At 47.0% G+C, this 20,135-nt stretch carries 22 protein-coding genes, 1 other RNA gene and 1 riboswitch; of the genes, 14 read left to right on the top strand and 9 right to left on the bottom strand.

The window, feature by feature from the left end; all coding sequences use genetic code 11:
* Positions 1–98: 98 nt before the first annotated feature.
* The 5 genes from KNO86_RS02415 to KNO86_RS02395 all read left to right on the top strand — a co-directional run bounded on the left by KNO86_RS02415 (position 99) and on the right by KNO86_RS02395 (position 4,751).
* The gene (locus KNO86_RS02415) at positions 99–1,298 is read left to right on the top strand and encodes a GTP-binding protein (RefSeq protein ID WP_214692566.1); all 1,200 of its coding nucleotides are present in this window, start codon (positions 99–101) and stop codon (positions 1,296–1,298) included.
* 59 nt (positions 1,299–1,357) lie between these two features.
* Positions 1,358–1,458, top strand: a riboswitch (TPP riboswitch).
* Positions 1,459–1,540: 82 nt separating this feature from the next.
* Complete coding sequence (locus KNO86_RS02410; protein WP_214692564.1) at positions 1,541–2,131, top strand: Ykof family thiamine-binding protein; 591 nt, start codon at positions 1,541–1,543, stop codon at positions 2,129–2,131.
* Complete coding sequence (locus KNO86_RS02405) at positions 2,124–2,699, top strand: ECF transporter S component (protein WP_074034359.1); 576 nt, start codon at positions 2,124–2,126, stop codon at positions 2,697–2,699. The genes KNO86_RS02410 and KNO86_RS02405 overlap by 8 nt, the downstream gene beginning before the upstream one ends.
* Positions 2,692–4,035 carry an ABC transporter ATP-binding protein gene (locus KNO86_RS02400; protein WP_214692562.1) on the top strand — a complete coding sequence of 448 codons (1,344 nt, stop codon included), beginning with the start codon at positions 2,692–2,694 and terminating at the stop codon, positions 4,033–4,035. Before KNO86_RS02405 ends, KNO86_RS02400 begins: the two co-directional genes overlap by 8 nt.
* Positions 4,017–4,751, top strand: coding sequence for an energy-coupling factor transporter transmembrane component T family protein (locus KNO86_RS02395; protein ID WP_214692560.1), 735 nt, complete (start codon positions 4,017–4,019; stop codon positions 4,749–4,751). The genes KNO86_RS02400 and KNO86_RS02395 overlap by 19 nt, the downstream gene beginning before the upstream one ends.
* Positions 4,752–4,765: 14 nt before the next feature.
* On the opposite strand, the gene KNO86_RS02390 is transcribed toward KNO86_RS02395, so the two are convergent.
* Both KNO86_RS02390 and KNO86_RS02385 read right to left on the bottom strand, forming a co-directional pair.
* On the bottom strand, positions 4,766–5,356 hold the full coding sequence (locus tag KNO86_RS02390) for a DUF1643 domain-containing protein (RefSeq protein ID WP_214692558.1): 591 nt from the start codon (positions 5,354–5,356) through the stop codon (positions 4,766–4,768).
* 28 nt (positions 5,357–5,384) lie between these two features.
* Positions 5,385–6,068 (bottom strand): lytic transglycosylase domain-containing protein, encoded by a 684-nt coding sequence (locus KNO86_RS02385; protein WP_251126916.1) that lies wholly within the window; start codon positions 6,066–6,068, stop codon positions 5,385–5,387.
* Between the two features lie 86 nt (positions 6,069–6,154).
* On the opposite strand from KNO86_RS02385, the gene KNO86_RS02380 reads away from it, so the two are divergent.
* Positions 6,155–6,850 carry a CPBP family intramembrane glutamic endopeptidase gene (locus KNO86_RS02380; protein ID WP_214692554.1) on the top strand — a complete coding sequence of 232 codons (696 nt, stop codon included), beginning with the start codon at positions 6,155–6,157 and terminating at the stop codon, positions 6,848–6,850.
* Here the strand turns inward: KNO86_RS02380 and KNO86_RS02375 are convergent.
* Positions 6,783–7,706 carry an alpha/beta hydrolase gene (locus tag KNO86_RS02375; protein ID WP_214692552.1) on the bottom strand — a complete coding sequence of 308 codons (924 nt, stop codon included), beginning with the start codon at positions 7,704–7,706 and terminating at the stop codon, positions 6,783–6,785. The genes KNO86_RS02380 and KNO86_RS02375 overlap by 68 nt on opposite strands.
* 179 nt (positions 7,707–7,885) lie before the next feature.
* On the opposite strand from KNO86_RS02375, the gene KNO86_RS02370 reads away from it, so the two are divergent.
* On the top strand, positions 7,886–8,296 hold the full coding sequence (locus tag KNO86_RS02370) for a hypothetical protein (RefSeq protein WP_214692550.1): 411 nt from the start codon (positions 7,886–7,888) through the stop codon (positions 8,294–8,296).
* On the opposite strand, the gene KNO86_RS02365 is transcribed toward KNO86_RS02370, so the two are convergent.
* The 5 genes from KNO86_RS02365 to KNO86_RS02345 all read right to left on the bottom strand — a co-directional run bounded on the left by KNO86_RS02365 (position 8,286) and on the right by KNO86_RS02345 (position 12,974).
* Positions 8,286–8,924 carry an ABC transporter ATP-binding protein gene (locus tag KNO86_RS02365; protein ID WP_214692548.1) on the bottom strand — a complete coding sequence of 213 codons (639 nt, stop codon included), beginning with the start codon at positions 8,922–8,924 and terminating at the stop codon, positions 8,286–8,288. The two genes, KNO86_RS02370 and KNO86_RS02365, sit on opposite strands and share 11 nt — an antisense overlap.
* Entirely contained in the window at positions 8,921–9,934 is a 1,014-nt protein-coding gene (locus KNO86_RS02360) for an ABC transporter permease (RefSeq protein ID WP_214692546.1), read from the bottom strand. Before KNO86_RS02360 ends, KNO86_RS02365 begins: the two co-directional genes overlap by 4 nt.
* A 67-nt stretch (positions 9,935–10,001) precedes the next feature.
* Positions 10,002–11,348 (bottom strand): sensor histidine kinase, encoded by a 1,347-nt coding sequence (locus tag KNO86_RS02355; RefSeq protein ID WP_214692545.1) that lies wholly within the window; start codon positions 11,346–11,348, stop codon positions 10,002–10,004.
* Positions 11,345–12,010, bottom strand: coding sequence for a response regulator transcription factor (locus KNO86_RS02350; protein WP_214692537.1), 666 nt, complete (start codon positions 12,008–12,010; stop codon positions 11,345–11,347). The genes KNO86_RS02355 and KNO86_RS02350 overlap by 4 nt, the downstream gene beginning before the upstream one ends.
* Positions 12,011–12,080: 70 nt before the next feature.
* On the bottom strand, positions 12,081–12,974 hold the full coding sequence (locus tag KNO86_RS02345; protein ID WP_214692535.1) for a hypothetical protein: 894 nt from the start codon (positions 12,972–12,974) through the stop codon (positions 12,081–12,083).
* 169 nt (positions 12,975–13,143) lie between these two features.
* Here KNO86_RS02345 and KNO86_RS02340 point away from each other — a divergent pair, with 169 nt between their 5' ends.
* Positions 13,144–13,551: a type III PLP-dependent enzyme domain-containing protein gene (locus tag KNO86_RS02340; RefSeq protein ID WP_074034380.1), complete on the top strand. Its 408-nt coding sequence runs from the start codon at positions 13,144–13,146 to the stop codon at positions 13,549–13,551.
* Between the two features lie 94 nt (positions 13,552–13,645).
* Entirely contained in the window at positions 13,646–15,094 is a 1,449-nt protein-coding gene (locus KNO86_RS02335; protein ID WP_214692533.1) for a S8 family peptidase, read from the top strand.
* A gap of 44 nt (positions 15,095–15,138) precedes the next feature.
* On the opposite strand, the gene KNO86_RS02330 is transcribed toward KNO86_RS02335, so the two are convergent.
* Positions 15,139–15,543, bottom strand: a complete 405-nt coding sequence (locus KNO86_RS02330; protein ID WP_214692531.1) for a hypothetical protein — start codon at positions 15,541–15,543, stop codon at positions 15,139–15,141.
* A 120-nt stretch (positions 15,544–15,663) separates the two neighbouring features.
* Here KNO86_RS02330 and rnpB point away from each other — a divergent pair.
* The 5 genes from rnpB to KNO86_RS02305 all read left to right on the top strand — a co-directional run bounded on the left by rnpB (position 15,664) and on the right by KNO86_RS02305 (position 20,057).
* Positions 15,664–16,031, top strand: an RNA gene (rnpB, locus tag KNO86_RS02325) — RNase P RNA component class B.
* Between the two features lie 125 nt (positions 16,032–16,156).
* Complete coding sequence (locus KNO86_RS02320) at positions 16,157–17,323, top strand: THUMP domain-containing class I SAM-dependent RNA methyltransferase (protein ID WP_214692529.1); 1,167 nt, start codon at positions 16,157–16,159, stop codon at positions 17,321–17,323.
* 117 nt (positions 17,324–17,440) lie between these two features.
* A complete protein-coding gene (locus tag KNO86_RS02315; protein ID WP_074034388.1) occupies positions 17,441–17,623 on the top strand; it encodes a hypothetical protein in 183 nt (60 codons plus the stop codon).
* Between the two features lie 53 nt (positions 17,624–17,676).
* Positions 17,677–18,579: a Gfo/Idh/MocA family protein gene (locus KNO86_RS02310; protein ID WP_214692523.1), complete on the top strand. Its 903-nt coding sequence runs from the start codon at positions 17,677–17,679 to the stop codon at positions 18,577–18,579.
* A gap of 59 nt (positions 18,580–18,638) precedes the next feature.
* Entirely contained in the window at positions 18,639–20,057 is a 1,419-nt protein-coding gene (locus tag KNO86_RS02305; protein ID WP_214692521.1) for an alanine/glycine:cation symporter family protein, read from the top strand.
* Positions 20,058–20,135: the final 78 nt, after the last annotated feature.

The raw sequence follows: 20,135 nt of genomic DNA, 5'->3' as shown, positions 1-20,135 counted from the left end.
CAAAAACACGTCGATGGACGTGTTTTTTTGTTGACAAAAAGATGTTACCATTTCATTATATAAAAAGTAATCATTACGATTTAAATGGAGGATATATTATGAAACGTATTCCAATTACAGTACTCTCGGGGTATCTTGGTAGCGGCAAGACGACGCTGCTTAACCACATCTTACATAACCGAGATCATAAGAAATATGCGGTCATCGTGAACGACATGAGTGAACTGAATATCGATGAAAAGTTGATCGAGCAGGGAGGATTCTCCCGGACCGATGAAAAGCTAGTCGAGCTCTCGAACGGATGCATCTGTTGCACGCTCCGAGAAGATTTGTTGACAGCCGTCTATGAATTAACGAAAGATCGCGAGCTCGATGGCATCATCATCGAGTCTTCTGGGGTTTCAGAGCCGATTCCCGTTGCGCAGACATTCACGTATGCCGACGACGCGCTCGGGATCGATTTGACGAGCCGTGTCTATATCGATGCGATGGTCACTGTCGTCGATGCGTACCGCTTCTTCAAAGATTTCAATTCCGGTGAATCGCTTATGGAACGCCAACAAGCCGTCGATACAGGTGACGTACGTGAAGTCGTCGACCTTCTCGTCGACCAAGTCGAGTTTGCGGACATCATCGTATTGAACAAGGCGGACAGGGTATCTGAAGAAGAACTGCAGGAGATGAAGGGCTTACTGAAAACGCTCAATCCGAGCGCAAGGTTGTTGACCTCGACCTACTCGAATGTGGTGTTAGACGACCTACTAGACGTCCAGTTGTTCGATTTTGACCAAGCGATGCGCGCTGCAGGTTGGATTCAAGAACTCGAGTCGGAAGAACATACGCCGGAAACGGAAGAGTATGGCATCAGTTCGTTCGTTTACCGTCGGCGTCGACCATTCCATCCTGAGCGTTTGATGAATTGGATGGAACATTACCCTGAAGAAATCGTTCGTGCCAAAGGTTTCTTATGGATTGCGACACGAAACGACCTCGCTTGTCTGTTTTCACAGGCTGGGTATGCATCAACGCTCGAACATGCGGGTCGTTGGTTAGCGACACTTCCGGATAGTGAACGAGAGGCTATGTTTGCAACAGAACCTGAACTGCGTGAAGACTACATCGAGCCGTACGGAGACCGACAGAACGAATTGGTCCTCATCGGTCAACGAATGGACCGGGAGACTGTCGAGCGGTCACTTGACGCTTGCTTGTTGACGGATGAGGAGATGGAAACATCGTGGGATACGCTCCATGATCCGCTCCCGGGCACAGGTCAATTCGTCACATATTCAGATTGACCGTTTACAAAAGATTAAAACATCGCTATACTGTGACTGCATAAGTAACCGCATATTAATGACTGCACTAGGGGTGCTTCGGCTGAGATGAGAGCATGGCTCCGATCCCTTATAACTCGATCCAGATAATACTGGCGTGAGGAAGTGCGGCACTTTCTCTATGCAAGTTTGTATAGATTTTGTTGCTGCATTCTCATGAATGCGGCTTTTTTTATGCAAACACATTTAGAGGGGGAAATAGAATGAATGAATCATGTGGTACGAGTCCGATTGTCGGGTTTCGATTCACACTAAGCCCGATGACAGACGATTTTGTCGGGACAATCAAAGGTGCACTAAAACGAACGGATCTGTCAGGTGTGTGGAGACATACGGATGACGTGTCGACGGTCATCCGTGGACAAGTCGAGCATGTGTTTGACGTCGCTCGAACGGTCTTGAGTCTTGCTTCGGAAGAAGGGAAGCATGTCTCAATGAGCGGAACGTTCTCTGTCGGTTGTCCAGGGGATTCGGCGGGAGATGAGGTACTCAAGGCTCCGAGCGAACCATTAAACGGTGCATCAAGAGACCAGTACGTGTCATCGCAGTTCGCACTCTATCCGATGGGTGCTGACGATTACATGGAGCTTATCTATGAGGAAATCGAACAAGCAAAACAGGCTGGTGTCTATAACGAGTCGATGCATTATGCATCAGGCATCCATGGGAACTTAGATGACGTGTTCTCATACTACGAGGCGGCCTTTAAGCGGACGCGCGAAAAGAACCGACACGTTGTCATGACGGTGACGTTCAGCGTAAATAGTCCGTCACATGGAGGGCGACATGCTTAAATCGTGGAAATTGAAAGAAGTCGTCCTTGTCTCCGTACTATCTGTTGTCTTCGCGGTCGTCTATTTATTGTTCGTTCATATCGGTAACTTGTGGGCAGGGTTGATCGGTCCCATCGCCTACGAGTGGATCTTTGGCATCTGGTTTATCGTATCGATTATCTCCGCATACATCATTCGTAAACCGGGGGCGGCATTCATCTCAGAAGTGATGGCCGCAACGATTGAGATGTTGATTGGCAATGCCATTGGGCCACGCATCATCTTGGTCGGCATCGTTCAAGGTTTAGGGGCAGAAGCCGTCTTTGCGATGACGGGCTATAGACGTTATGAGCTATGGGTACTCATGCTTGCCGGATTTGGGTCGGCTGTCACGAGTTTCGTCTATACATATTTCATGAGTGGGTTCGCGATGTTAGAGCCAGGCTATGTGGCGACGATGTTCGGGCTGAGAGCCGTCAGTGGGATGGTCATCGCTGGAATCGGTGGGAAGTTGCTCAGTGACCTATTGCTGAAGACAGGATCACTTCGCGGTTATGCGATTTCACGAAGTGGGAACGTCCATGGTTGAGACAGAGTCACTTCATTTTCGATTCCCAGAGAGTTCTGAGGCGATTCTTGAAGACGTGACCGTTTCAATCCGTCAAGGTCGTACGATTCTTAGTGGGGCGAGCGGAAGCGGGAAATCGACGCTTCTCGCGCTATTCAACCGTCTCTATCCGGAGAATTGTGACGGAATCCTTGATGGTAGACTCGAACTACTTGGACGATCATACGACGACTATGCACCTGGCGAGATCAATCAGCAGGTCGCAACGGTGTTTCAAGACCCGGATACGCAATTTGTCATGGAGCGGGTGGAAGAAGAACTGATCTTCACACTTGAGAACTTGTCGACACCTGTCTCAGACATCGAACAACGCGTGACGGAAATCCTCGAATCGTTACAGTTGAGTGATTATCGAAACCGCAAAATTGATTCGTTGTCAGGCGGACAGAAACAGCGGATTGCTGTTGCTTGCGCTTTAGTCGGAAGGCCTCAGTGGCTACTGCTCGATGAACCGTTGACGCATCTAGACCCAGTGACCGCGCAAGAATTTGTAAAATGGCTCGACAAAATGAAAGACCTGAATGTCATTGTCGTCGAGCATCGTCCTCATCTATGGGGAGATTACTTTGACTGGCATATTGAGTTAGAGCGAGGGTGTATCGTTAGGCATGAATCATTCCGTCCGGTCGAGGATTTTGCATTCGTGAAGTCGAACGCGTCACTCTCAGCTATTCAACGCTACAAGGTTAAAGAGGTCAGACGTGATTCGTTTCAGCTTAAGGAAACGTTACTTCATGTCCGGTCAGGAGAAGTGATTGCCGTTCTCGGTCCGAATGGGAGCGGGAAGTCGACATTTTTGAGAAGCTTAACAGAACACGATCATCGGGTCGGGCTCGTGCCACAATCACCAGAACATCTATTTTTTATGAACTCCGTTGAGCAAGAGTTGCAGTTTGGTCACGAAACATCAATTGAGACCGTGATATCTGACATGGAGCTTCATAATCAGAGATTCCTCCATCCGTTATCCCTTAGCCATGGTCAAAAACGGAGGCTCGCAGTTGGAATCCAGTCGCTATCGAATAAGCAATTGCTTGCATTCGATGAACCGACTGCAGGTCAGGACGAAGCGTCACTCCATGCACTCGAGGCGCTGATGAAGCGGCATGCGGAACAAGGGCAGACCATCCTGTTCGTAACCCATGACCTATCGTTCGCCAATATCGCCAATACGTTCTATTTGATGAAGGATGGGGAACTTTCGGGACCGTTCGGGGATGAACTATGGCAGAACACAGAGATGCTCCTTGATTATCGATTGCAAGGGAGGGGAGAACGATGTCACTCCATGACATGAATCCGACGGTGAAGTTTGTGACATTGACGTTCATCATGTTCGGTCTGGCACTGTTTTACAATCCTTGGACACCGCTCGTCATCATTGTCGGTACGCTACTGATTCAGCTGGTGGCAACAGACGTATCGTGGAAGAGATGGGGAATGTTCTTAATTCCATTTCTCATCACGGCGATCGGTACGTTTTGGACGACGCTCGTGTTTGGGAAAAATCTTGAGGGAGAGTCGTGGATGACCATACTCGGTCAGGACATCACAATCGAAGAGAGACGTGTCGCCGTTGCCCTCAGTCTTCGCGTTTTGGCGTTCACGGTCCTCTCCCTTCTTTTCATATTTACAACGGATTCAAAGCGATTCGTCATGAGTTTGATGCAACAGGCGAAGTTATCGCCGACAATCGCCTATAGTGCCCTGGTCGGGTTCCGTTTCATCCCTTTGTTGCAGCGTGAGCTGCAGCAACTCCAATATGCACATCAGTTGCGAGGAATTTCGCTCAACACGAAATGGGAACGCCTTCGGCACGTTCCAAAATTACTGTTGCCACTCCTTGCAGGTTCAATCCGTCGAGCCGAACGCATCGCCTTTTCGATGGAAGCAAGAGGGTTCACGAGTGGAAAACGAACGATTTATGACAAGGTTGAGGTCAAATCAAGTGATTTTGTTTGGTCAGGTGTATTACTCACGTTATTTGGAATCGCCATCTGGGCGGGCATATAAAAAAGGAAGGTGACTCACATGGAGTCATCTTCCTTTTTCGTTTCCTTCACAATCCGAAACTTTGGTTTTACCGATTCATTGTTGAACGCCTCGAGTACCGTGTTCTCGTTGGCCATACGAATCTGTTGCGGTTCGCCTTTAGCAGTCGTACCGATACAGTACATATTCGACTCGTAATCGGCAAAGAGCGATTTATAGGATGTCGCATGGTGCATCAATCGACCAGGCGAACCCCAACCGACGATGATCATCCCGCCGCTCGCCTCCACCTCTTGTAACGTCTCTTCGACATAGTGATAATTCGTCTCGTCGAGCTGCGATTCCACATATGGAAGATTATCATTGATGGCAAGTGTTGGCACGAGGCTGATGACACGCATCTCCCGAATCGGTTGCGACAAATGATTTTGCATCAACATATAAGCACGTTGCGTTGTCGTACCTGATAAAAAGGCATCGCTCATACGCGGTGAATAGATGATGACGGCACAAATCACTCCATCCTCGACATCCGTGAACTCATACGTTCGCATATAACGTTTCGTTTTGTCTTCGTTGAAAATCGATTTTACGCGGATGGTTACTTCTTCTATATGCGTATTCATTTCCATTCCTCACTTTTTCATGTAAACATCAGCCGAGTGTCTTAAACCACTCGACGTATCGAATCGTATAATAGGCGACATGTTGACTAAACGTGTCCCGCTCATCCGGGATGACCGTCACACTTGATTCATAATTCTCATAGTATGTCATGACATCAGTGACATACTGCTCACTTCGATTGTACTCGAAGATGGCGTTCCGTATCGATGTGACTGAATCCGTCTTTTTCCCGCCGTGTTCACTTAAATAATACGCCGCCGTATGGGCAGAATCAACAAGACTATGCGGGTCTGCCTTGCCATCGCCATTTCCGTCACGCCCGAGACCTCCGTATTGATCGATTAAAGCCAGATCTGTCAGATCGACTTCGTCTTCTGGAACATCGCCTTTTTGATCATCCGTATCATATTCCCAACCTAGCCAAGTGCGAGGCATAAATTGAAATGGTCCGATTGCGCCAACAGAGGAGCGCATCGAAGAACTGTGTGAGAAGATCGTCTCGACGCGATGTACAGCAGCAAGCAGACGCCAATCCACGTCATATGCCTCCGCGGCGTCCTGATACACAGCGAGATTAGCGTTTGGTACACCGTGCTCGCCATAATAGGTTCGATACAATCCATTGTTTACTTTATCATGTTGACCGAACCAGCCAATTGCCCCGAGCAAAAGCACGAGTACAATGATGAAACCGGTCAGTCGCAGCATCATACGTTTCAAGATACCGCCTCCTAGCTTTTAGACAATACCCGAATAGTGTAGCATATAGCTAAGAGGAAGGACAGGAGTGGATATGGATGCTCGAACGATTGATTTTCACGGCAATTATTGGATACATGTTGATTGTCCAAATCTTTAACGCAAAACTGATTCGTCCATTGATTGAGACGAAAGGACGGACGTGGGTATACGACCAAACCGTTAAATCAGCATGGGGACTGACCTTGTTGATTGTAGCTCTCATTTTCTTATTTCAAGTACCGCCATCTGAAGTAGGTTTGACATTTTCGCCAGAACCAGGCAACGAACAAGCGTGGCAAGTCTTTTTCCTATCATGTATTCTCGTCACAGTGACACTCGTTTTTTACTTGTTAGTCAAGACCTCATCCCGACTACGACGTGTCCTACGCCCGTACTATGAGCTTGATTTAGAAAAGCTTCTCCTGCCTAGAACGAAGAAAGAGGAACAGGAATGGAGTGCCGTCTCGGTCACAGCAGGTGTGACCGAAGAGTTCATCTTTAGAGGCGTTCTACTTTATACGATCACACTATATATCGATGGGTCGAACGTCACTTTTGCACTAATTGGCGGAGCTCTCTTTGGCATCGCGCATGCCTATCAAGGCGTCAAAGGAATCTTGACGACGGGCATTGTCGGTTTCGGTCTTGGTCTACTATATTTAGGTATGGGTGTCTTATGGCCGGTCATGGTCTTGCATGTACTGCTTGACTTGATTGCTGGACCAATCCATGTCGGTGCAAAAAGCGATTGACTGCGTCTTCATATGCAGGGGCGTCCTTGATCATACAATCTGTATGTTCTGCTCCGTCAATCAAGAGCAAATCGTTTAGGCGGTTCAACGCGTTCATCTCGACTGACATCCACGTCGGGACAAAATCATCTTTTGAGCCGTGTACGAATAAGATTGGGGTCGTCGTTTCAGTGACGGCCTTTTTTGGTTGTACTTGCTTCATGGTGAACCCGGCACGAGACCATAAGAAATAATTGATTCCGGGAAGGAAGAACTCTGCAGGTATCCGATGCAATTCTTTCAATTGGTATCGCATCAATTGCCCCATATCGTCAAACGGACATTCTGCGATGACAAAATCGACGTCTGTGAGCGGAGTCGTTTGAAGGACCGTCGCTGCACCCATCGAGACTCCGTGAAGACCGATTTGTTCGACTGTTTCATTCGTTTTCAACCATTCGACCCAATCGATCATATCGATTTTTTCATGATATCCGTAAGAAGCATAAACGCCTTCGGATTCCCCGTGTGACCTTAAGTCGACAGCAAGCAAGTTATATCCGAGACGATGGAACATGGCGAGATGAGGCGCCATGAAGCTATGTGAAGCGGTATAACCATGTACAAAAACAATCCATTTCGTCGAGGCGTCATTCCGATAAATTCGACCATAGAGTCGATAATCGTCCCTCGACTGTATGGAGACATGTTCAAATGGGACATCATGATAGAAGGCACGGTCCTCTTCCGTGTATGGAGCAAGTAACATCTCCGGTGTTTTCCGTTTCCCTCGAGTCATCCGTTTGAAAGCATAGTAGCTGATTGCGTAATAACCAGTGAAAAGTGAAGCTAATCCGATTTGCCATTTTCGTTGCATATGATCGACTCCTTTCAACGTAATTGTACCCGAAACGAAGAGAAATCGTGCTATTTTCTGTCGTAAGTTGGGCTCTTACGTGCCATAACCTCAAAGTTTATATGACGATACTCTTCTCGCATCACATAAGGATATACGCTATGATCGCTAAACAATCTATAAAGGGGATCGGAACAGTGATGGAACGAGTGGATAGCTATCGAATGATTCAATGTGTGTTGAGTAATCCAAATGGAACACTCGAAAGCGGTGTGACCTTTAAATGGACATGTGACGGCGACGAACGAATCGTCGGTCTCGTGTTCGATTTGTTGCTCGATCGTTATTTTCTACATAACAAATCGAGCCTACACACCGAGGTTCAGGAAATCGCAATGTCGACGGGATGCCGACCAGAAGAGGTCGTCCGTGCATTTGCTTGTCTCTCGGGTATACGACTCGAATCAAATCATATTGCGGAGCGGTTCATGGTCATTGAAGGTGCCAACATCTCGCAACAGGGAGAGATCGGGGTCACCGTACGTTTCGGTGGCTGGCTCACGCATCAGCTTCAACAAATCTGTCAACGTGAACCGATGTTTAGCTATTGACCTCAGTCAATGTGCCATCGATGACACGCAGTACACGATCACATACATCGAGCATACGTTCATCGTGCGTGATGACGACGACGCTACGTCCTTCACGATGTGCTTGTTGTGACAGCAACTCCATCACACGCCGTCCGTTCTCGTAATCCAGACTCGCCGTCGGTTCATCTGCCAAAATGAGTTGTGGTGAATTAATCAAGGCTCTAGCGACGGCGACGCGTTGTTTTTCTCCTCCAGAGAGTGTCGTCGGGAGATGATGTAATCGATGTTCTAATCCAAGCTTCACTAGTAACTGTTTTGCGTCGCTATCTTTGTTTTCTTGAATGAGCTCGAGCTGTTCGAGTACTGTCAGATAAGGGATCAGATGTGCTTGCTGAAATACGAACCCGACTTCATGTAGTCGGAGAAGCCGTCGCTGTTCTTCGTCTAAATCAAACACATCTTGTTCATTCATGGAGAATGTTCCTTGATCTGGTTTTCGGAGCAGACCGAGAATATATAATAACGTACTCTTTCCACTCCCACTTGGACCGACGATGGCGATACATTCTCCAGGTGACACGTGTAAATGAATATCATTTAGAACGAGCTGGCCATCGAATTGATGAGATATATGCTCTAGTCTCATGATGCTTTCCCTCCTATAATTTCAATCGCGTCGATTTGGCGAATCTTCCAGAGCGGAAGGAATGCACCAAGGATCGATAAGATGATGAACATGGAACCAAATAGAGAAACGTGACCGATGTCGACGATAAACGGCATCGACGATGGAATCACGGCATCAGCGATATACATAATCGCGATGGACGCCGTGACAGCGGATGATACGATGACGATTACTTGAAAGAGCAATGCCTGTCCGATGATTCGTGGGGAGAGACCGATTGCTTTCAAAATACCGAGTTCTGGTAGTTTTTGTAAGGTGAACAGATAAAAGAATGCGGTCAAAATAAAGGTTCCGATCACCAGTAAGAATGCCCGCATCATCGTAAATGTGCTCTGCTCGGCGCTATAACCGGGAACAGATTCGATGAGTTCCTGTTGACTCATCGTGAGTGTATCGGATGCCGAAGCATTTGCTCCAATCTCGGCAGATACATATGGACGTTGTTCGGAGTATCGTAAATAATCGAACCACGTTTCATTCGTCGTATAGAGGACGGGCCCATGGCTGTATCTTCCAAGGGCCTCACCAGCGATTGTAAAGTCATACGCTGACACGAAGTCGGTCAGCGTATCGCCAATCTTTACGTTCTCTGAAAGGCTCGAATCGAAGACCACTTCACCTTTTCGTAGACCTTCGACTGGTCCAATCTTGCTCCCGCTAGGAAGGGCGAAGAGGGTCACCTCTTCTTTCTTTCCATCAATTGTGACTGTGAGCGGGCGGACACTCATCGTTTCAGTTGAAGCATCAGTTGGGACGTCCAAAAAGGAACGCGTCAACTGACCATCTGAATCTTTGTCCAGTCTATACGTTGAAACGTTCAATTCGTGTAAGGCAGAACCGTTGTCATATGCTAGTCCGTCAGCAAGCCCCGTGATCAAGGTCGTTAACATGACGATCATGAGCGTGATCACGAACAGCATCGAAAACTTTCTTTTTTGTCGCCACATCTCTTTCCATCCTAATTGCATAAAAAAACCTCCTTCAAGTTCTATGAAGGAAGTGTAATCGTTCAATATGAACAGAATATGAACAGCATCAAAAATGAAGATGGAACGTCGTCCCGATTCCTTTAGTCGATTCAAGGGTAATCTGTCCACCGTGCAAAGCGATGATGTCTGATGTGATGGCGAGGCCTAACCCGGTTCCTTGAGTCGTTCGTGCGGCATCGCCTCTGAAAAACCGGTCAAATAAATGACGTTTCGTCTCCTCATCCATTCCAATTCCTTCATCGATAAAGGAGACACATATCCGAGGATTGACGGTGCATGTGATCCGAATCGTCCCACCATCGTGTGAGGCATGGATAGCATTGACTAATACATTGTTCCACACTTGTGCGAGAAGGACAGGGTCACTTTTCAATTCGACATCAGGCGGGATGTCGGTCATGACGGCAATCCCTTTTTGGTCGAGCAAAAATGCGTTCATCTGTATGACCTCTGAGATAGACTGTAACACGTTCACATCCGACGCAAGGGTCGGTGGATGTTCATCTAGACGCGATAACAATAAGAGTTGTTTGGTTAATTGAGATAAACGTCTTGTTTCTTGTTCGATGACACGTGCATATTCTTTCGATACACCGTCGGTACCTTCAGCCAACTTTTCCGCATAGCCGACGAGTGACGTCAAGGGTGACTGAAACTCATGAGAGACGTTCGAGACGAATCGACGTTGTCGTGCTTCGGTCTGCTTGATTACATTCGTCATCTCTTGGAACTGTCTCGCTAACGTTCCGATTTCATCTTTTCGTTCAATAGGCAGATGTTTCGGCTCTTGCCTCATGGCCACTTCAGTCGTCGCGGCTGTGAGCGTTTTTAAAGGTCGAACGAGCGAACGAGTCGACATCGCAATCAAGCTGAACGCGAGAATGGTTACGAGTCCGAAGAACATGCCAACAAAAAGGTGAAGCTCTCGGATTTGGGCACTCAGGTCAGGTCGAATGAAGACGACATCTCCGTTGTCGAGTGTCCATCCGTACGTATTCGTCAATTCATTATCAAATAGCCCTAAAAGGAACAGGTGAAATGGGAAATCACGCATTCCTTGATAAGGTGTGCCTGCACGGACAAATGAAATCACATCGTCAGGAATCGATTCATCTCTAAACGAACCACCATAGCGCGATCGTGTATTTGTCGAATCAATCACAACCAATTGGTAACCTGTCGCAGCCAAAAACGAATAAAATGCGTCTTCGTCTGCATCTGTATGTTCTGAGAAATAGGTCGACGCCTGTTTTGCGATTGTCTCGGTCTTCTCACTATAAGAAGGTTGCCACCACGTATAGTAAGCGACATTACTAATCAATAACGAGATGGCTCCAGAAATGAGTAAAATGAAAAACATGGTGAGAATGATTCGAGTATATAATGTCTTCATTTCAATACCTCGAGTGAATACCCGACACCGCGCACTGTCCGAATCGAGAGTGCGGGGTGGTCGAACCTGTGACGGAGTCGTTTGATGTGCACATCGACCGTTCGTTCATCTCCTTCGAAATCAAATCCCCATACGAGTTCAATCAACTCTTCGCGACGATAGACCCTGCCTGGAAATGAAGCGAGCTGAAACAATAGTTCAAACTCTTTTTTGGGAAGATAGAACAATTGATCGTCGAGTTTCACTTCATATTCGGTTAAATCCAACTGTAGCGGTCCTGCTTGAATACGCGAAGCAGATGAGCGCTTGTATCGCCTTGAAACGGCTTGTAATCGGAATAGTAGTTCTTCTGGGATGAAAGGTTTTGTCATATAGTCATCTGCCCCGTGCTCAAACCCTTGACGTTTATCTTCCCATTCGCCGAGTGCCGTCAATAAGATGACAGGAATATCAAGTTCCGTTTTCAGGCGGCGACACAATTCCCGACCATCTATACCTGGTAGCATAATGTCGATAATGGCTGCATCAATCGGCTGAGTCATATATAGCTGCTCGCCTGACTTCCCGTCTGTTGCAATGAAAACATCGTGACCTGCATCTTCAAACGTCTCTTTCACAAGACGTAAAATTGAAGGGTCATCTTCCACGATGAGTAAACGCATGTCAATCGTTCCTTTCTATAAAACTTACACGCGAAACGAGGTGACCCCGTATGGGTCACCTCGAGTCGAATCAGTTCAATTGTTTCGTCATTTCCTCGTGCAAAGCTCGAAGCGCACGGATGAATGCATCTTTGAAGTACTTATCTTCTTGTGTCTCTAATGTCTGAATCGCTTTTTGATCACCCGTTGATGCTTTTAAGAGCAGATTCACGACTGTTCCCCAACGTTTGACGTGTTCTGGTCTTGGGTGATTAAGGGCGGTTGTCAACGTAAACCAATACGGTTGATCACGACGTTGAAGGGTGGCAATCATTTGTTTTGCAAGTAGAGCCTCTTCTTCGGAAGGTAGGGTCGCCGTCGCGAACCATCCGAGTAATGAGGCACTCATCGATTCGAGTTCCTGCTTCATCGACTGTTCCATCGGCAAACGTCCAAAATCCGTGACGTTGACAAACACCAAGCGGTCTTTTGGGTCGATATGAGTGACCCATCCCGTGATTGATTTCATTTTGTCCCGCTCTTTAGACTGTGCCTTACATGTATATCCTTGTTGTTTTCCAATATAAATTCGGAACTGCCCCCGGTCGACATGTTTGTCCACTTTGAACTCAATGTCTTGTCCGACTTGAAACGGTTGATTCCGCTTATTCAGCGTCTGTCCTTTTTTCAACTCAGGTCGTTTTGAAATGTGTCTCAGCGCTTCTTGTTCGGTGCGATCATCCAACGTCCAAAGGTTGTGGGGTGTCACATTTTTGAAACGATGGCGTCGCACATAAATATATTGGTCAAGCGCGTCAATCGCGTCTGCGGCAGGTAGTGTACCATTCAAATAGTCATCAGCGATGTCTCGTAGTGTGAGAGATTCGAGACGATCGATATATCCTGCGTATGGAATCGTCTCGACGACATACAAAGCGGTCGCAATCAATTCACTTTCACGAGGGGTCAACGGTCGTTTGGCCATGATGCACTTCCTCTCTAGATTCATACGAATAGTATATCAAAAACCAAGCGATCGTTGCGAATTCAACTGAGATTTGGAAAATGATGCGGAATGGACAGGATTTCCACATCCCATCACGAATAGTAACGTGTAGAGAATCGGATGAAGGAATGAAAAGTGAGGTGAGGCGATGAAGCTTTCCATCGAACCTGGTGATTATGTTGTCTTGATTGAAATCAATAAAGAAGTATTAAAATGTGTCTCCCTCGAAGAAGCGGATCAGGCAGACCGGATCAGATACGAACTAGTCGGACGGATGAGTGAACGGTTACCAGCTGAAGTCATCGTCCCGTCCATCATCGACTACATTCGCTTTGGAAGTGGATATATCGGGGATCGTATCGTCTGGGATGCGGAAACAGAGTCTTTTTTTTGTCAGCAGTTTGAGACAATCGACGGCTCTCCGCTCGGAGAAGATTTAGAAGGATTTCGTCCTGACTCAAGTCGAGTTGAACTGGCGCGGTATTATACGTATTTGACCATCGGGCGAATTGTCGAATATGAGATGTTACATCCTGATGAACCAAGCTATTGGTAAACTTGTCGACAACTTTTTATTCAAAAAAAGGGAAATCTAATCCAAAGTTTGAGATAATGAAATCACTTTATCAGTTTGGAATGGAGCGGAAGGAATGAAAAAGATTGCCCTTTTGACAGCGATTGCGCTGTTATTGCCTGTAGGTGTGGATGCAGCGAAACCTGTCGTGCTTGAAAAACATGGCTACGTCGTCTCAGAGCCACGAATCACGAATCAATATTATGTACGACAAATCGGGACAGACTTGGCGTGGAGTAAAACGAGAGGTGCCTCAGACATCGTCGTGGCGTTAATCGACTCATCTGCCGACCGTAATCATACAGATTTAAAAAATGTTCCACGCGTCGTGAATTCGATGAAAGGTCCCTATAGCGCAGATACCCATGGGACGCATACTGCCGGCATCATGGCAGGAAAGCATAATCATTTTGGAATTGCCGGGCTCGCCCCGAACGTGCGATATCATTTTTATAATGTTTTCTATGGAAGAAACTCTGAATATACAGACTCATGGACGGTGGCAAAAGCTGTAGATACTGCCGTCGCAAAAGGTGCCACGATTATCAACTTATCACTTGGTGGAGATGACTATGATCGTCGCTTAGCTGCGTCCATCAAACAGGCGAGAGCCAAAGGTGTAATCGTAGTTGCATCTTCAGGTAACGATGGGATGACTAAAACGTCGTTCCCGGCGAATATGAAAGAAGTGATTGCTGTCGGTGCGATTGACTCTCGTCATCAAGTTGCTGACTTCACCAACATGGATGCGAGTGTAAAAATCGTTGCTCCTGGTGTGAATATTCTCTCACTCGGGGTGAATAATCGTTTTATTTATATGGATGGTACCTCTATGGCCGCACCAATGGTCACAGCGAGTCTCGCGCTCGTCAAATCAATCAATCCATTTTTAACACCTGACGAGGTGGATGCCCTGATCGCGAAAATGCCACGTTCTCAAGGGAAAACGTATACGGAGTTGAATACATTAAAACTACTCGATGCGACCCCTCGGCCATTGACACTAAGTACTGATTCTACTTGGAAGCAACGCTATATTACCGATGTGAAACTGAATGTCATGCAGCGTCCGACAATCAAAACGACGTATGGACTGTATATGGGTAGTAAGAAAATTAAAACGTTAAGTCCGAATACAAACTTTACGATGTTTGCATATGGTGATTGGCTACCGAGTGGGCAGTATCGACTTGTCGCCCAAATGACCGATGGAAAATACAAACGGTCTACGAGTAAGACGATTGATTATATCAATACGGTCAAAACGTCCATCTCCGTTGATGCGGCAGATGCTCAGACGTTCTCCTTACAGACTACTCGTAAAGGAATCGTCACCGTTCTTGATGCGGATGGCAATAAAATGTATGAAGCCCTCCATATCGCCGGAACATTCCCGGTGAGAGGAGATACGACAAAACCGTTGACGGTGATTCTAAAGCCGACAGATGTGCGTGAAAAAGTCGTATCGACGAATTATACACCGCCTGTGGTCGAGGAAGAACCGCCTGTGGTTGAATCCTTATAAAGAAAAAAGCCGTCTACTCCGAACGGAGAGACGGCTTATCTAATTCAATCGATGGTGATGGCTTCTCCACACCAACGGATACTCGCTTCTAATACATTTCCTTGGTCGTCAATATGCTCAAAACTGAGTTTACCATCGCGGATGATTTCGCATAATCCGACACGAACCCGATCACTCCAAGCGCGACGCGTTTCATGGGTTTCGTCGAACACCGGAATCGCGTCAGGGAAACGCTCTTCTAAGTGTGCTAAATTATGATGGTCAAAATGATAAGATCGTTTCGAGAGTTCGTTCGGTGCTTTAATATCGAACGGTTCAAACCCTCGGACGAGACGATTATTTCGGTAGAAGGCGAACACGCCGTTGTTCGGGTGGAGCACTTTAATGTCATCGATTTCTATTACATAAGTCAGACGTTGAATCCAACCGTTTTTTGCATCTTGATGCATCAAAATCCCTCCTTATTCAATGAACACGCCTTATTTTAGCGCTGACTGAATGTAAAATCAAGTTTCGAATTTCAGTTGTAAATTGTTGAAATTTCCGCTACAATGGTTGAAGTGACTATGAGGTCTGGACAATCGCGGGACGCAAGTTTTGAGGAAAGTCCATGCTCGCACAGCCTGTGATGGCTGTAGTGATCGTGCTACACGAAAAGATAAGTGTAGGCAACGCAAGTTGACGGCAGAAGAAACACCTAAGTCCTCGGATATGGTGTACGCTTCTTGAAAGTGCCACAGTGACGAAGTCTGATCGGAAACGTTCAGAGTGGAACGAGGTAAACCCCACGAGCGAGAAACCCAAACTATGGTAGGGGAACTTCCGAACCGGAACCGAACGGGACGGAGGGCGCCGATGTGCGCAGATAGATGATTGTCACTCCATCGTGCCAGGGAGACCGCTATGAGCACCGGAGTACAGAACATGGCTTACAGGACAACATAGTCTCAACTAACAACGACAAGGAGTTCAAGCACATATACTTGAGCTCCTTTTTTCATGATTTTTTTACAATTTACAACATGAATGAAAGATTTTAATGTAGAAAGAAGGCGATTGCAGATGGCAAAACGTAAACTGATTGCGACAGCAGCGATGGGGATTGAGGCACTCGTTGCAAAAGAAGTAAGAGACTTAGGATACACATGTGAAGTCGAGAATGGTCGAGTTTACATCGATGCGGAGATGGAAGACATTCCACGATTAAATATGTGGTTGCGCACGGCAGACCGTGTCAAACTCGTCGTAGCGGAGTTCAAGGCGACAACGTTCACAGAACTATTCGACGGGGTTGTGGCATTGCCGTGGACAGATTTCATGCCGTGGGACGCTGCGTTCACGGTTGATGGTCGCTCGGTCAAATCGAAATTGTTCTCAATTCGGGACTGTCAAAAGATTACGGAGAAGGCAATCGTCGAAGCGATGCAGCGTGGCTACCATAAGGGAGGGGAATGGTTGCCGAAGTCAGGTGCGAAATTCCCGATTGAAGTTGCTTTGTTAAAAGATGTAGCGACGATCACAATCGATACGTCAGGCCCGCTTCACCGTCGAGGCTACCGTGAGTTGCATTCACAGGCACCACTTAAAGAAACGATGGCGGCGGCAATGATTCAATTGACGAACTGGCGTCCTGATATGCCATTTTATGATGTCTTCACGGGTTCAGGGACACTCGCAATCGAGGCGGCGATGATCGGACGGAACATCGCGCCGGGTATTAATCGCGAATACTTCGCTCAGGAATGGACATGTATCCCGAAAAAAGCGTGGTATGCAGCCATGAACGAAGCGAACGAAAAAGCGGAGTGGGATAAACCGCTCAAAATCTATGGAATCGACCTCGACCCGCGTATGGTAAAACTTGCGAAAGACAACGCGGAACTCGCCGATGTCCGTGATGCGATCACGTTCGTCCATAGTGATGCGGCCGCATTGAAACCGAAAGAGGAGTACGGCGTCATCATTGGTAACCCGCCTTACGGGGAACGACTTCAGTCAGAAGAAGAAATCATCGACTTGTACGAGCGGATCGGCGCACAATATGCGAAGTACCCTGGATACAGCGTCTACATGTTGACGAGTTATGAGGACTTCGAAAAAGCATACGGTCGCCCGGCGACGAAGCGTCGGAAGTTGTACAACGGTAACATCGAAACTCAATATTATCAGTACTTTGGAAAACGTCGTCCACGCCCAAACCGTGACGCGTCACCAAAATCGGAGTCATAAACGAATGACCGTTCTAGCGAGCGGTCATTTTTTTGCTTCCGATGAACAAACTCACTTGTTTCATCATTCGATGAACAGGTTATACATAACATATGTATAATTAGAGGGGGACATGTGATGCAAAAGTATACCGTTGAATATCAATTACACGCGAAAGAACAGAACACTCGGACGGTCGAGGTGGAAATGGACCGGGTGCCCGATTTAAATAATCAAGAGGAACTAAATGCGGCTTACCAGATTGTATCCGACGCGATTCGTGAACCGATCACCAGTTTTGAGATTGTATCTATTACGTGAGCCCGAGGCAGTCGCTTCGGGCTTTCTACATATAACATAAAGGAGTGGACCGATTGAATATTTTAGTAGTAGGCATAGGTGACGTGGCAAAAAAAGCGTATCTGCCTGTATACACCGGATTAAAAAACGTGAACGTGTATCTTGTCTCAAGAGATGAACAGAAGTTACAGGACATCATATCGACCTATCGTTTTAAAAAAGGATATACGGACCTTCAAGACGTACCGATGACAAAAATCGATGCGGTCATGATTCATTCGACGACAGCTGCCCATTACGAGCAAGCGGAATATTGTTTACGACAAGGGAAGCATGTCTTCATCGACAAGCCGATCACGTTCTCACTTGAAGAGACGGAACGTCTTGTTGCACTTGCGAAAGAGAAGGGTGTTCATCTCGTCACGGGCTTCAATCGCCGATTTGCTACGGCGACAGAGGCGCTTAAACAAGTCGAACAAAAGAACATGATACTTATTCAAAAGAACAGAACGTATAAACCGGCGACACTTCGAGAATTTATCATCGAGGACTTTGTGCACGTCGTCGATACGCTTCGTTATTTGACGGACCTTCATCCTGTCGAACGCTTGTCTGTCACGCCGCGATATGAAGGAGATGTGTTGAAACAGGTGATGATTCATTTTCAGGCGGGTGGGATTGAAGCAATCGGCTGGATGAACCGGGATAATGGATGCACGGAAGAAGTGATGGAAGTCATGTCTCCATCTGTGAAGCGTGTCACACGGGACGTCGAACGAGTCATAGACTATGGCGTCGATGGGATAAAAGAGTGGTCGCTTGATCCGTGGGAGTCAAATTTAAAGCGTCGGGGCTTTATCGACTTGATTGATGACTTTATCAAACTTTTAAATGGGGAAGCGAACAAGTCAGTCCTAGCTGAGGATAGTTTGGAGACACATCGTCTTTGTGAAGAGATTCTTAAAAACGTGCATTGAACCCACTGTTTCTGTCAGATTCATAGCGGGTAAAAACCCGATAAAAGGAGGCGATTTCGTTGGATATCCGTGAACTTATTATGCAAATCAATGACTATTTATGGTCGTACCTTCTCATCTTCGTCTTGATTGCAGGAGGTCTTTATTTTACGATTCGGATGGGGTTCGTCCAGTTCCGAATGCTACCTGAGATGTTCAAACTACTATTTGTCAAAGGACTCAAACACGAGAAAGGTCAAGTTTCTTCATTCCAAGCGTTCGCAATCGGGACCGCGGCACGTGTCGGTACGGGAAACATTGCCGGTGTATCGACCGCGATTGCGTTAGGTGGTCCTGGAGCCGTGTTCTGGATGTGGCTCATCGCTTTAATCGGAGCGGCCTCGGCATTTGTTGAGAGCACGCTTGCCCAAGTATATAAAGTGCATGATGGCAAGGCTTGGCGTGGGGGACCGGCCTATTACATCGAACGGGCGCTCGGAGAACGGTGGCTCGGCATTGTGTTTGCGATCTTAATTACGTTTGCGTTCGGTTTTGCCTTCAATTCAGTACAAGCCAACACCATTGCACTCTCCGTGAACAATGTGTTTGAGGTTGACACGGTATGGGTCGGCTTGATTCTGTCAGTCGTCACCGCCATCGTCATTTTCGGTGGAATTCGTTCGATTTCAACACTATCCGGAATCATCGTACCGGTCATGGCAGGAGGCTACATCTTGCTGGCCATTTGGGTCGTCTTGACGAATCTTGATGTCGTGCCACAAGTCTTCTCGGCCATCTTCTCTGAAGGTGTACTCGGTTTCCAACAATTGTTCGGTGGTGCGGTCGGTGCGGCTGTCCTTCAAGGAATTCGACGTGGGCTATTCTCGAACGAGGCGGGGATGGGTTCCGCACCGAATGCGGCAGCTACGGCTGAAGTCAGTCACCCTGTCAAACAAGGATTGATCCAATCACTCAGCGTTTTTGTGGACACGTTGTTTATTTGTACAGCGACGGCGATGATCGTCTTGATCTCGGGTGTTGAAGGGTCCGAGTCGTTCCAAGGGATTGAACTTGCGCAAGAGGCACTTCTCGTCGAGATTGGACCGATTGCGACGACGCTCATGACCATCGCCATCTTACTTTTCGCCTTCAGTTCCATTCTGGCGAACTACTATTATGGTGAAACGAATATTGAGTTCATCTCGGAAAAGAAACGCTATCTCATCATCTATCGGATTGCAGTCGTCGGTATGGTCATGTTTGGTTCAGTACGGTCGGCAGGGCTTGTCTGGTCCATCGCTGACATTTTCATGGGACTCATGGCGCTCGTCAACATGTATGCGATTTTCCGCTTGAGTAAAGTCGCGAAGACGTTACTCGATGATTACATGGCCCAGAAGAAAGAAGGGCGAGACCCAGAATTCTTTAAAGAAGGCGTCGATCTTCCCGGAAAAGAACACATCGAGGCGTGGGAAGCGAAAAAAGAAGAAATCAGTTAACCGATGTGAGAGTGCTTCCGTTACCGGAAGCCTCTCCTTCATTTTAGTAATAATATTTCAAATACCGTATTTTTATTA

The organism is Exiguobacterium sp. s160 (genome assembly GCF_018617575.1).
Classification (GTDB): domain Bacteria; phylum Bacillota; class Bacilli; order Exiguobacteriales; family Exiguobacteriaceae; genus Exiguobacterium; species Exiguobacterium aestuarii_A.
This window is presented reverse-complemented; position numbering and strand designations above follow the sequence as displayed.